Genomic DNA, 13,551 nt, shown 5'->3' with positions numbered 1-13,551 from the left:
TTTAGTTTTCAAAGTTCATTTTGTCGTCCGTATCTCTTGGCGACTTCTATATAATAACAAATCCAACAACCTTGGTCAATAGTTTTTATAATATAATTTCAAAAAAAATAAACAAAACATTGTGCTTCATTAAAATCCCCTTCACGACAGCATTTTCCCCCTTGTCTAAAGTAGTACAAATAATGTAGGTATACTAATCAAAATAAAATAAGTAAGATCAAAAACAAATTGTGGAAAGTGTTTCCGGCGCTTACTCTTTCTAGCTTTAATGATTCATCAGTATACAGTCAAAAAAAAAAGAGAGAACCTAATTGTCCTCTCTTTTTTAGTAACCGCTCAATTATTCTTCTGTTGTTTCAATTTCATCTTCATTTTCAGCTTCTTCATCAATTACCTCTTCTTCTTTTGCAGCAATTGCTACAGTCGCAACATGACCTTCTTGATCAAGTTTTATTAATTTAACACCTTGGGTAACTCGACCTAAACGTGAAATTTGCTCAATTGGCATACGGATCATTACACCAGACTCAGTAATTAACATTAAATCCTGTTCATCACTTACACATTTTAATGAAATCATTTTACCGTTTTTATCTGTAACATTAAGCGTTTTTAAACCTTTACCACCACGGCTTTGAATACGGTATTCTTCCTGTGCAGTTCGCTTACCATAACCAAGTTCCGTAACAACAAGAATATCTAAGTGTTCTTCAACAACTTCCATTCCAACAACATAATCATCATCAGAAAGTGTAATTGCTTTAACACCCGTTGCCGTTCTTCCCATTGATCTAACATCGTCTTCATTAAAGCGAATCATCATACCTTTTGAAGTACCGACAACAATATCTTTTGTTCCGTCAGTTAGACGTACTGATATTACGTCATCATCTTCTTTTAAATTAATTGCAATTAACCCGTTAGTACGAATGTTTGCAAAGGCAGATAAAGGTACACGTTTTGCTATTCCTTGTTTTGTTGTAAAGAATAGGTACCAATCCTCTAAAAATTCACTTACTGGAATAATAGCGTTAATATTTTCATCTCGGTCAATTTCTAGTAAGTTTACGATCGGTAATCCTTTAGCAGTACGACTAAACTCTGGAATCTCATAACCTTTTGAACGGTATACTTTTCCCTTATTCGTAAAGAATAAAATTGTATCATGTGTTGAAGGTGTTAGTAAGTGTTCTAAGAAGTCATCATTATTAGTACCCATTCCTTGAATACCACGTCCACCTCTACGTTGAGATCGGTAAGTAGAAACTGGAAGACGTTTAATATATCCATTATGAGTTAAACTTACAATAATATTCTCCACTGGTATTAAGTCTTCATCTTCAATGATTTCAAGTCCACCAGGAACAATTGCTGTTCTTCGTTTATCATTATACTGCTCTTTTAGCTGAGTTAATTCTTCTCGAATTATTTCAAGAACTCTTTCCTCATCCGCAAGAATTGCTCTTAATTCTTCAATTAACTTGATTAGCTCTTGATATTCTTCTTCAATTTTTTCGCGCTCTAAACCTGTTAAACGTTGTAACCTCATATCTAAAATTGCTTGTGCTTGCTTTTCAGATAAATTAAAAGTTTCCATTAAACCATTTTTAGCGATTTCTCCTGTTTGAGAAGCTCTAATTAAACTAATTACCTCATCTAAATGGTCTAAAGCAACCTTCAAACCTTCTAAAATATGTGCACGCGCTTCTGCTTTTTCTAACTCAAACTGTGTTCTACGTTTAATAACAACAATTTGATGGTCTAAATAGTGTTTTAAACAGCTCTTTAGGGATAGAACTTTTGGCTCACCATTTACAAGTGCTAATAAATTAATACCAAAACTTGTTTGAAGAGCAGTTTGTTTATATAGATTATTTAAAAGTACATTTGCGTTAGCGTCTCTTCTAACTTCAATGACAATACGCATACCATTTCGATCAGATTCATCGCGTAAATCAGTAATACCTTCTATTTTCTTATCTCGAACTAGTTCAGCAATTCGTTCAACAAGCTTAGCTTTATTTACTTGATATGGTAACTCTGTAACAATTATTGTTTGTCTACCATTTGCTTTTTCTTCAATTTCAACTTTTGCCCTAATGATGATAGAGCCTTTACCAGTTTCATAGGCCTTGCGGATACCGCTTTTACCTAGAATCATACCTGATGTAGGAAAATCTGGCCCCTGAATATATTCCATTAATTCTTGTGTAGTGATTTCTGGCTCTTTACTTAATGCAAGAACACCATCAATTATTTCACCTAATTGGTGCGGAGGAATATTTGTGGCCATACCAACCGCTATACCCGTTGCTCCGTTTACTAACAAGTTAGGGAATCGTGCAGGAAGAACGATTGGCTCTCTTTCTGAACCATCGTAGTTATCTTGAAAATCAATCGTGTTTTTATTAATATCACGAATCAATTCCATCGAAATTTTAGACATTCTAGCCTCTGTATAACGCATCGCCGCTGCCGCGTCTCCATCGACTGATCCAAAATTCCCATGGCCATCTACTAACATATATCTGAAGTTAAAGTCCTGAGCCATACGTACCATTGTTTCATATACAGCAGAGTCACCATGTGGGTGATACTTACCAATTACTTCACCAACGATACGCGCTGACTTTTTATAGGCTTTATCAGCTGTCATACCTAAATCATTCATTGCATATAAAATTCTTCTATGTACAGGCTTAAGGCCGTCTCGTACATCTGGTAACGCTCGAGAAACAATTACACTCATTGCATAATCTAGGAAGGAATTACGCATTTCATGACTAATATTTATTTCTTTAATTTGTTGATTTTCACTCAACATCGGCACCTCCCTTTAGTTTCCGTATCTACCTGAGAAAAGGAGCATAATGCTCCTTACAAATACTTATTAAATATCTAAATTCTTTACATACTTAGCGTTATCTTGAATAAAGTTACGTCTTGGCTCTACTTTTTCACCCATTAATGTTTCAAACGTTTCATCCGCTTCGATTGCATCTTGAAGGTTAACTTGTAGTAACGTTCTAGTTTCTGGATTCATTGTAGTTTCCCATAACTGTTCAGGGTTCATTTCACCTAGACCTTTATATCGTTGGATAACAGGTTTTGGTACTGCATTTAAAGTCGACATAATTTCATCCATTTGTCGATCATTATAAGCATATTGTATTTTTTTCCCTTGCTGGATCTTATATAAAGGTGGTTGAGCAATATAAATATAACCACTTTCAATGATTTGACGCATATAACGATATAAGAACGTTAACAATAAAGTACGGATGTGGGCACCATCTACATCAGCATCCGTCATCAATATAATTTTATGATATCGTGCTTTCTCGATATCGAAATCATCACCGATTCCAGTACCAAAAGCAGTAATCATTGAACGAACCTCGTTATTTGATAAAATTTTATCAAGTCGAGCCTTTTCTACATTAATAATTTTTCCACGTAAAGGAAGAATTGCTTGGAAGTGGCGATCTCGTCCTTGTTTAGCACTTCCACCCGCTGAGTCACCCTCAACGATATAAATTTCACTAATAGAAGAATCTTTTGAAGAACAATCAGCTAATTTCCCAGGTAAACTTGATACTTCTAAAGCACTTTTTCTTCTTGTTAATTCACGAGCCTTTTTAGCAGCAACTCGAGCCCTAGCCGCCATTAAACCTTTTTCAACTATTTTTTTAGCCTCTGTCGGATTCTCTAATAAAAACTTTTCAAGGTTTTCTCCAAAAACTTGCTCTGTAATCGTACGAACTTCACTATTACCCAACTTAGTTTTTGTTTGTCCCTCAAACTGTGGATCTGGATGTTTAACAGAAACGATCGCCGTTAATCCCTCACGTACATCCTCACCCGATAAGTTGCTATCTTGTTCCTTAATTAAACCATTCTTACGACCATAATCATTAATAACACGAGTTAAAGCTGTTTTAAACCCAACCTCGTGCGTACCACCTTCGTGTGTATTAATATTATTCGTGAATGAGTAAATATTACTTGTATAGCTTTCGTTATATTGAAGTGCAATTTCTACACTAATTCCATCTTTTTCACCAATCACAAAAATTGGTTCGTCATGTATTACTTCTTTAGAACGATTTAAATGTTCAACGTAAGATTTAATTCCACCTTCGTAATGGAATTCTTTCTTTTGTTTGTTTTCTCTACGGTCTTCGATTGTTAAGCGAATACCTCTATTAAGGAACGCTAATTCTCTTAAACGGTTTGCTAATGTATCAAAGTCATAAACTGTCGTTTCAGTGAAAATTTCTGCATCAGGTTTGAAATGAGTAATTGTACCCGTAACATCAGTTTCACCAACGATACTCATATCTGCAACAGGTATACCTTTAGAAAATTGTTGATAATAAATAGTACCTTCACGATGTACATGAACTTCTAGCAAAGTAGACAAAGCATTTACTACTGATGCACCTACCCCGTGTAATCCACCAGATACCTTGTATCCACCACCGCCAAATTTTCCACCCGCATGAAGTACCGTCATAATTACTTCTAGTGCAGGTCTACCCATTTTTTCATGGATACCTACTGGAATCCCACGGCCATTATCTTTAACTGTAATACTATTATCTTCTTCAATTATTAAATTAATCTCATCACAGTATCCAGCCAATGCCTCATCAATACTGTTATCAACGATTTCCCATACTAAGTGATGTAATCCTTTTCCGCTCGTAGAACCGATATACATACCCGGTCTTTTACGTACGGCTTCTAAACCTTCAAGAACTTGAATCTGATTTTCATCATAATTATGTTCTTGCATTTTTTGATCCATTGTCATGAACACTCACCTACTTTTTTTATTTTACATAAAAGAATTAGTAAATTTCAGCTATGCTTATTAGGCGGCGTAGTAGAAATTTCATAAATTATTTATCGAGAAGTACTTATAATTGTTCCATGTGAAACATTTATAATATTAGCTTGTTTTATCGTTTCGTGCTGAATTCCGTCGACACTTGTTGTTGTAACAAAAGTCTGTACTTTATTTTGAATTGCATTTAATAAGTGTGTTTGACGATAGTCATCTAGCTCTGAAAGAACATCATCTAATAAAAGAATAGGATATTCTCCAACTTCCTCTTTAATCAGTTCAATTTCTGCTAGTTTTAATGAAAGAGCTGTTGTCCGCTGCTGTCCTTGCGATCCAAAAGTTTGAACGTTTTTATCATTTACCATAAAAACTAGGTCATCTCTATGCGGACCAAGCAATGTAGTACCTCTTGATACTTCACGCTCTTTTTCAGCTTCGAATTGTTTTATGTACTCATCTTCCATTTTCGTCAAATGTGTTAAATCTGATACATTAATGCTTGGTTTATATATAATTTCTAGCTTTTCGGTCTCTCTAGAAATTTGACTATGAATAGGCGATGCCCAATCCTGTAGTAATTTGATGAACGAAATTCGTTTTTCAATTATTTTTACGGCATGTTTTACAAGCTGAGATGTTAGGACTTCAAGCATTAAATAGTTCCGATCTCGGCTAGTTTGTAATGTTTTTAGTAGTGAATTTCGCTGTTGGAGGATTCTTTGGTACTGACTCAGTTCATGTAGGTAAACAGGCGAAACTTGTCCTAGTTCCATATCTAGGAATTTACGACGCACTTGCGGACTACCTTTTACTAAGTGTAAATCTTCCGGTGCAAACATAACGACATTCATCACGCCTATATATTGACTTAACTTCATCTGTTCAAGATGGTTCAGCTTTGCTTTCTTACCTTTCTTTGAGAGGATTAGCTGTAGTGTTACTTGCTGATTTTTTTTCTGTAACGTACCCTTTATTGTACCATATTCTTCATCCCAACGTATCATTTCTTTGTCATTACTTGTTCGATGAGACTTTGTTAAAGCTAGCACATAAATGGATTCCATTAAATTTGTTTTACCTTGAGCATTCTCACCAATAATGACATTAACATTATTTTGAAAATTTAATTCAAGTTTTTCATAATTACGATATTGTTTTAGTTGTAAATCTTTAATATACAATGGGATTCCCCCAAAACTTATGAAGTTATAATATACGAACCTTTTCCAGTTATAGAAATTGTATCATTTAGGACTAATTTTTTTCCTCTTCTGTTCTCAGGTTCATTGTTCACAAAAATTTCATGCTCCGATAGAAACCATTTAGCCATTCCGCCTGTATCAATTACACCCGCAAGCTTTAAAAATTGACCTAATGTAATATACTCTGTATTTATTTTAACTTTTTCTGTTTTCATTTTTTATCACCCTCATTTATCCATTCCTTAATTGTACTAAACTTCTGTAAGAAAAAAAACACTTAACCCTTATTTTGTCTATTAAGTACAAAAAGACTGACCTAAATGTACTATGCACTCCCCAAACAAATTTGTAGAATAAATTCCTTATTCATTCTGCTGGTTGGAGATTGCTAGTACATTCTATTAGGTCAGCCCCTTTCGATAGTATTTACTAACTAGTATGTGCGAACTGGTAAAATTAATTGCAATGTTCTTGAATCATTTACAGTACGAATTAAAAATGGTCTCATAGCCCCCGTAAATTGAATATAAATTTCTGGGCTTTCAATTGCTTTTAATGCATCCATAACATATTTCGCACTAAAAGAAATTTTTAACTCTTCGCCTTTAATATCCTCGCAAACAATCTCGTCTACTACTTTACCGATTTCAGGAGAATACGAAGAAACATTGACCACTGAGTTACCAACCGTTTCTAGGTGAACAACATTATTTCTACCTTCCCTTGCTAATAAGGAAGCACGATCAATAGCTTGTAAGAATTCTTTGGTCATTACAGTTAGTTCCGTTTTACTTTCACTTGGAATTAACTTTGATGTATCCGGATAATTTCCTTCTAATAATCGGGTAAAGAATAATAGATGTTTTGTCTTAAATAAAGCTTGATGTTCTGTTAAGACGATTTCAACTTTTTCATCATTGTCATCTAGAATTTTACTTAATTCATTTAGACTTTTCCCAGGAATTACTACGCTAGCTTTAAATTCACTTGTTGTAGAGCTTCCGTCAATTTTAGCCTGTCTTAAAGCTAGTCGGTGGCTATCTGTCGCTATACATGTTAGATCACCATTTTCGATTTTCCAGTTTACACCGGTTAAAATTGGTCTAGTTTCTGAAGTTGATACTGCAAAAACTGTTTGACGAATCATAAATTTTAATAAATCTGCAGAAATAGAAATTGTTTCATGTTCTTCAATTTGAGGAAGTAGTGGATATTCCTCAGAATCAAAGCCATTTAAGCTAAATTCAGTTTTTCCGGCTTTTATTGTTGTTACATAATTATTATCAGACTCTAGTTCGACAAAATCTGAAGGTAATTTTTTTACAATATCACTAAAATATCGAGCATTTAATACAATGCTTCCAGTTTGTTTTACATCAACTAGTTGTTGGTCATCTAATACTGTTGGTAAATAAGATTCTATAGATATATCTGAATCACTACCTGTGAAAGTTAGTCCTTCATTTGTAACGACTAGTTTAATACCAGTTAAGATTGGAATAGTTGTTCTTGATGAAACAGCTCTCATAACCTCTTGTACAGCTTTAACAAGATGATCTTTTTGTACAGTAAATTTCATTGTTTGTACTCCTTATATAATTTATAAAATAATATAGTAATAGTAGTAGGGCCTGTGAATTTGTGGATAACTCTATTTTATTAAAGAAAAATAAGTCTATCAACATGTGGATAGACTGTGTAAAAAAGATAGAAAGTTATGCACAGGTAAATAACTCTACTGATTTAATTTTTCATTGATTTCTTTAATTTGAGATTGCAGCTGTGAGTCAGTTTCAATTAATTTTGAAATTTTTTCATGCGCATGAATAACAGTTGTATGATCGCGGCCTCCAAACTCTTCTCCTATTTTAGGTAAAGAATGGTCTGTAAGCTCTCTTGAAAGATACATTGCAATCTGTCTTGGGAAGGCTACGGATTTTGTACGTTTCTTTGCTTTAAAATCCTCTAATTTAATACTAAAAAATTCTCCAACTGTTCGTTGAATATCGTGTATTGATACTGTTTTAGGTTTTGTTGCTGTAATTAAATTCTTTAAGGCTTCAGCGGCCACACTAGCATTAATATCCTTATTAATTAACGATGAATAAGCAACTACGCGAATAAGTGCTCCCTCTAATTCACGGATGTTTGTATCAATTTGATTTGCTATATATAACATTACCTCATTTGGAATATCTAACCCCTCGGCCTTAGCCTTTTTACGTAAGATCGCTATCCTAGTTTCTAAATCCGGTGGTGTAATGTCTGTAATAAGGCCCCATTCAAATCGTGAACGAAGTCGATCTTCTAATGTAGGAATTTCTTTAGGTGGTCGGTCACTTGAGATAATGATTTGTTTACTTTCTTCATGAAGAGTATTAAACGTATGGAAAAATTCTTCCTGTGTTTGTTCTTTTCCAGCTAAGAACTGAATATCATCTATAAGTAGTACGTCTACATTACGATATTTATTTCTAAATTCAATTGCTTTATTATCACGAATTGAATTAATGAACTCATTTGTAAACTTTTCTGATGATAAATAAACGACTTTGGCATTTGGATTATGCTCAAGTACATAGTGTCCAATTGCGTGCATTAAGTGGGTTTTTCCTAACCCAACGCCCCCATATATAAATAATGGGTTATAGGCTTTTGCAGGTGCCTCAGCAACCGCTAATGATGCTGCATGGGCGAAACGGTTACCTGAACCAATTACGAAAGTATCAAAAGTATATTTAGGGTTTAACATACTTTGATTGAACTCTACTGGTTCCTCAAATTTTACTTTTGCTTTAACTGCCGGTATATTCATCTCTATTTCTTCTACATGATTTTGAGGAAGGATAAATTTAATTTCTAATTCGGCTCCAGTTATTTCTAAAACTGTATCCATTATCAATGATGAATACTTTGACTCAAGCCAATCACGGGCGAATTCATTTGGGGCAATAATTGTTAAAGTATCATTCTTTAAAGAAAATGCCTTTGTTGATTTTAGCCATGTTTCAAAGCTTGGTTTACTTATTTTTTTTTCTATTTCTGCTAGAACCCTGGACCACAGATCCCCTATATTCTCCAAACAGTAATCCCTCCTTACAAAGCTTGTTCAACTTTTGTACAAGCACACAAATTAAGTATTTATTTTTATTCATGTCTTTGAATATGCGTTATTTTATAAAACTGCAAAAAACCACTTTATTTGACAGTATTCACCCATGTGGATAACTTTAAAATGGTACAAGTGTAAAACCTGTCCACAAGTTATTAACATCTGTGGACAAATAAAAATAATAAACAACTTGTCCAAAGTGGAAAACAAATTAATAATATCAAAAATCTTTAGCTATTTCAATGAATAGTTAATGTTATCCACATGCTAATCCACTTGTTTAAAAAAATTGTCCACAGAAAAAGAACTTGTGTAAAAGTTGTCAGTAACTGCTGTGGGTAAAAAATATGTTGAAAAATATTATCCACAGAGCACTTAACAATTTTAAGAAAAGGGAAAGTAGTAGTTTTTTGTAGATTTTTTTATTCACTTAAAAGCACGTTTCAAAAAATCTTTCGACACCATTTTTTTGCTTAGATTAATCGTTTATAAATTTATTGAAGGGAAATGATAGGAGTAAATCGCATTTCTTATATTAAATAGGTGACTTTATTTTATTTTTTTCCTATTAAAACTCACTGGATCAACCATTCTTCATAAATTGGAAATAATTATTCATCATGATTTAACATCTTACATTGACATTAATAGTAGTTATTCTTTATAATTTATAGGACTGTCTATAACAGTAATTCCTCAGGGAGGTGTCATATAATGAAAAGAACATTTCAACCAAACAAACGTAAACGCAGCAAAGTACATGGTTTCCGTAACCGTATGAGCACTGCAAATGGACGTAAAGTTCTAGCTGCTCGTCGTCGTAAAGGAAGAAAAGTATTATCTGCGTAGGCCACTGTCAACAGTGGTCTTTTTCACTAATAAGAAGGCCTTTTTTGCTTTTATGTCACAATTTGTAAGTAAAAAAGGCCTCATTTTTTATAAAAAAATTGTTATGATAATTGAAGGAATCATTTGAGGTGTCAGTAGAACATGAACAAGAAAAACAGAATAAAAAAGAATGCAGATTTTAGTCGCGTTTTTCAAGAGGGATCGTCAACTGCAAATCGACAATTTGTAATCTATACATTAAAAAAGGAAGATCAAAAGCAATTTCGTATAGGATTATCTGTTAGTAAGAAGTTAGGTAATGCTGTAGAGCGAAATCATATTAAGCGGTATATAAGACAAGCTCTTACTGAATTAAGTGATGATCTTCGTGTGAATATGGATTATGTTGTAATCGCAAGAAAGCCCTGTACTGAACTACCTTTTAATGAATTTAAAAAAAGTTTAATTCATGTGTTGAAAAGGGCGGAAGCGCTTAAAATACGTGATTCAAAACATAAATTAGATAAAAATCAAATTAAGTAATTACATATTTAAATGTAACTTCTTAAAGGAGGAACTAGTTTGAAGACTAAGAAGTACCAATTGCTAGTTACAGTTCTTTTATTAGTAGTCGTGTTAGCTGGATGTTCGCAAACAAACCAACCGATTACATCTGAAAGTACGGGGATTTGGAATGAGTATTTCGTTTATCCACTATCATGGTTAATCACAGCTGTATCTAAAATTTTTGGTGGAAGTTATGGAATGTCGATTATCGTCGTAACACTTTTAATCCGTTTAGCATTACTACCGTTAATGATTAAACAAATTAAAAGCACGAAAGCGATGCAGTCAATCCAGCCTGAAATGGCCAAACTTAAAGAAAAATATTCTTCTAAGGACCAAAAAACTGTCCAAAAATTAAATGAAGAAACAATGAAGTTGTACCAACAACATGGTGTAAACCCACTATCTGGTTGTTTACCAATTTTTATTCAAATGCCAATCTTAATTGCTTTCTATCATGCAATTATGAGAACAATGGAAATTAAAGCCCATGACTTCTTATGGTTCCAATTAGGACATCCGGATCCAATTTATGCTTTACCAATCATCGCTGGTATTACAACTTTCATTCAACAAAAGGTATCAATGAGTACTGGTTCAATGACGGGACCTGCTGCTCAACAAATGAAAATCATGCTTTATGTTATGCCAATCATGATTTTAATATTTGCTGTTAGACTTCCATCTGCTTTAGCTTTATATTGGGTAGTTGGTAATACATTTATGATTCTTCAAACATTATTTGTTAATAGAGGTAATACTACTGTTAAAAATAACAATGTAGGAGGGGCTAGTAAGTGAGAGAAGTAACTGCTACTGGTCAAACAATCGAACAAGCAGTTCAAATAGCACTTCAGCAACTTAGTTCAACAGAAGAAGACGTAGAAATTACAGTAATCGAAGACGGCAAAAAAGGATTTTTAGGATTTGGTGCTAAACCTGCTAAAGTATTAGTTGTTAAAAAGAAGACTTTAATCGAAAAAGCATACGACTACCTTTTAAATATTGTTAAAAGTCTTGATGAAACTGCAGATGTAAATTTCGAATTGCAAGGTACGAAGGAACAAACCTTCTTATTTACAGTAAAGGGTGATAAAGTTGCCCTTATTATTGGAAAAAGAGGTAATACTTTAAATGCTCTTCAATTCTTAGTTCAAACATTTGTAAATCGTCATTCAAAACAATTGATTCATGTTGTCGTTGACGCAGAGAATTATCGATTAAAACGTAAGGAGTCACTAGAAATTCTTGCAAAAAGGACTGCTCAAACAGTTTTAAAAACAAGAAAAGCGATCTCTTTAGAGCCAATGCCTTCTTTCGAAAGAAAAATAATACATCATATACTGACAGATATGCCAAATATTTCTACAAAGTCTGTAGGGCAAGATCCGCATCGTCAATTAGTTATAGATTTAAAGAAACCAATTAAGGGCTGAGCCTTAATTGGTTTTTTAATGTTCTTCATTCAAGTCATTTAAGTTTACTTGTACTTTCGTACGGTTATAATATAAAAACATTCAATTATAAAATTCTTTATGCTATGCTATAGATTTAGAAGTAACATGTTAACTTTAGTTTAACATGCTCCGAGGTGATTTTTTGATGGAATTCGATACAATTACAGCCATATCGACCCCAAAAGGCGAAGGTGCAATTGCCATCGTTCGATTAAGTGGCGATGAAGCTGTTCAAATAGCGAATAAATTATTTAAAGAAAAAGATTTAAATATAGTAGATTCACACACAATTCATTACGGACATTTAGTCGATCCAAGTTCCGGTAATACTGTTGAGGAAGTTATGGTCTCGATCTTAAGAGCACCAAAAACGTTTACACGTGAAGATGTTGTCGAAATAAATTGTCATGGTGGAATTTTTTCGGTTAACAAAGTACTTGAATTAGTACTATCACAAGGGGCTAGATTAGCGGAGCCTGGTGAATTTACAAAAAGAGCATTTCTTAATGGACGAATCGACCTATCTCAGGCAGAAGCAGTAATGGACTTAATTCGTTCAAAGACTGACAGGGCAATGGCGATCGCAATGAATCAAGTAGAAGGTCGATTATCGAAGTTAGTTAATAGCTTAAGGCAAACATTACTTGAGATTTTAGCTCATATTGAAGTAAATATTGATTACCCTGAATATGATGATGTTGAAGAAATGACCAATACTGTTTTAATTGAAAAAGCAAAAACAGTTCGAGTTGAAATACAAAAACTGCTAGAAACATCAAAACAAGGTAAGATTTTACGTGAAGGACTATCTACTGTCATTATAGGGAGACCGAATGTTGGGAAATCGTCACTTTTAAACACACTAGTTCAGGAAAGCAAGGCAATTGTTACTGATATTCCAGGTACAACGCGTGATGTTATTGAAGAATACGTAAATGTAAAAGGTGTACCATTACGCCTAATAGATACAGCCGGTATTCGTGAAACTAAGGATGTTGTCGAAGCAATCGGTGTTGAAAGATCTAAAAAAGTATTGAATTTGGCTGATTTAGTTTTATTTGTTTTAAATAATAATGAGCAATTAAGTGAAGAAGACCGTAAATTATTTGCCGAAATGAGCGGTAAAGATGTAATTGTGATCATTAACAAAACAGATTTGTCACAAAAGCTTGATCTGAATGAAGTAAAAGCTTTAGTTGGTAATGCTACAATTGTTACGACTTCCTTAAAAGAAGAAAAAGGAATTGATGATTTAGAAAAAGCAATAGCCAACTTATATTTTGAAGGGCAAATTGAGGCACAAGATTTAACTTATTTATCTAATGCTAGACATATTGCGCTATTAAAACAATCAGAACATACAATTAATGATGCAATTGAGGCAATGAAAAATGGTATGCCGATTGACTTAGTACAGATTGACTTAACAAGAGCATGGGAATTGTTAGGTGAAATCGTTGGCGATACAGTTCAGGAAAGTTTAATCAACCAGCTATTTTCTCAATTCTGTTTAGGAAAATAAAATGGTTAGGAGGA

Annotated in this window: 11 protein-coding genes; 5 read left to right on the top strand and 6 right to left on the bottom strand. The window is 33.5% G+C overall.

Translation table 11 applies throughout. The features are described 5' to 3' along the window. Nucleotides 1-340 precede the first annotated feature (340 nt). From gyrA to dnaA, 6 genes are all read right to left on the bottom strand, one after another. Nucleotides 341-2,821 (bottom strand): DNA gyrase subunit A, encoded by a 2,481-nt coding sequence (gene gyrA, locus COJ46_RS08920; protein ID WP_141437791.1) that lies wholly within the window; start codon nucleotides 2,819-2,821, stop codon nucleotides 341-343. Between the two features lie 69 nt (nucleotides 2,822-2,890). Beyond that, a complete protein-coding gene (gene gyrB / locus COJ46_RS08915) occupies nucleotides 2,891-4,810 on the bottom strand; it encodes a DNA topoisomerase (ATP-hydrolyzing) subunit B (protein ID WP_097976508.1) in 1,920 nt (639 codons plus the stop codon). 98 nt (nucleotides 4,811-4,908) lie between these two features. Beyond that, the gene (gene recF / locus COJ46_RS08910; protein ID WP_097976408.1) at nucleotides 4,909-6,030 is read right to left on the bottom strand and encodes a DNA replication/repair protein RecF; all 1,122 of its coding nucleotides are present in this window, start codon (nucleotides 6,028-6,030) and stop codon (nucleotides 4,909-4,911) included. A 17-nt stretch (nucleotides 6,031-6,047) separates the two neighbouring features. Then, nucleotides 6,048-6,266 carry a S4 domain-containing protein YaaA gene (gene yaaA, locus COJ46_RS08905; protein ID WP_069033635.1) on the bottom strand — a complete coding sequence of 73 codons (219 nt, stop codon included), beginning with the start codon at nucleotides 6,264-6,266 and terminating at the stop codon, nucleotides 6,048-6,050. 218 nt (nucleotides 6,267-6,484) lie between these two features. Beyond that, on the bottom strand, nucleotides 6,485-7,630 hold the full coding sequence (dnaN, locus tag COJ46_RS08900; protein ID WP_097976410.1) for a DNA polymerase III subunit beta: 1,146 nt from the start codon (nucleotides 7,628-7,630) through the stop codon (nucleotides 6,485-6,487). Nucleotides 7,631-7,786: 156 nt separating this feature from the next. Next, a complete protein-coding gene (gene dnaA, locus COJ46_RS08895; RefSeq protein ID WP_097976411.1) occupies nucleotides 7,787-9,133 on the bottom strand; it encodes a chromosomal replication initiator protein DnaA in 1,347 nt (448 codons plus the stop codon). A gap of 744 nt (nucleotides 9,134-9,877) precedes the next feature. On the opposite strand from dnaA, the gene rpmH reads away from it, so the two are divergent. From rpmH to mnmE, 5 genes are all read left to right on the top strand, one after another. Then, nucleotides 9,878-10,012 (top strand): 50S ribosomal protein L34, encoded by a 135-nt coding sequence (gene rpmH, locus COJ46_RS08890; RefSeq protein ID WP_097976413.1) that lies wholly within the window; start codon nucleotides 9,878-9,880, stop codon nucleotides 10,010-10,012. Nucleotides 10,013-10,153: 141 nt separating this feature from the next. Continuing rightward, nucleotides 10,154-10,534: a ribonuclease P protein component gene (gene rnpA, locus COJ46_RS08885; protein WP_088012678.1), complete on the top strand. Its 381-nt coding sequence runs from the start codon at nucleotides 10,154-10,156 to the stop codon at nucleotides 10,532-10,534. Between the two features lie 39 nt (nucleotides 10,535-10,573). Further along, on the top strand, nucleotides 10,574-11,359 hold the full coding sequence (gene spoIIIJ / locus COJ46_RS08880; protein ID WP_069033639.1) for a YidC family membrane integrase SpoIIIJ: 786 nt from the start codon (nucleotides 10,574-10,576) through the stop codon (nucleotides 11,357-11,359). Beyond that, nucleotides 11,356-11,994, top strand: a complete 639-nt coding sequence (gene jag, locus COJ46_RS08875) for an RNA-binding cell elongation regulator Jag/EloR (protein ID WP_097976415.1) — start codon at nucleotides 11,356-11,358, stop codon at nucleotides 11,992-11,994. Before spoIIIJ ends, jag begins: the two co-directional genes overlap by 4 nt. 166 nt (nucleotides 11,995-12,160) lie before the next feature. Further along, entirely contained in the window at nucleotides 12,161-13,537 is a 1,377-nt protein-coding gene (gene mnmE / locus COJ46_RS08870) for a tRNA uridine-5-carboxymethylaminomethyl(34) synthesis GTPase MnmE (protein WP_097976417.1), read from the top strand. The last annotated feature ends 14 nt before the right edge of the window (nucleotides 13,538-13,551 follow it).

The sequence above is a fragment of the Bacillus sp. AFS077874 genome (assembly GCF_002566505.1).
In the GTDB taxonomy this organism is placed as follows: Bacteria; Bacillota; Bacilli; order Bacillales; family Bacillaceae_G; genus Gottfriedia.
The sequence above is the reverse complement of the archived record's forward strand: the minus strand, read 5'-3'. Positions and strand labels throughout refer to the sequence as shown.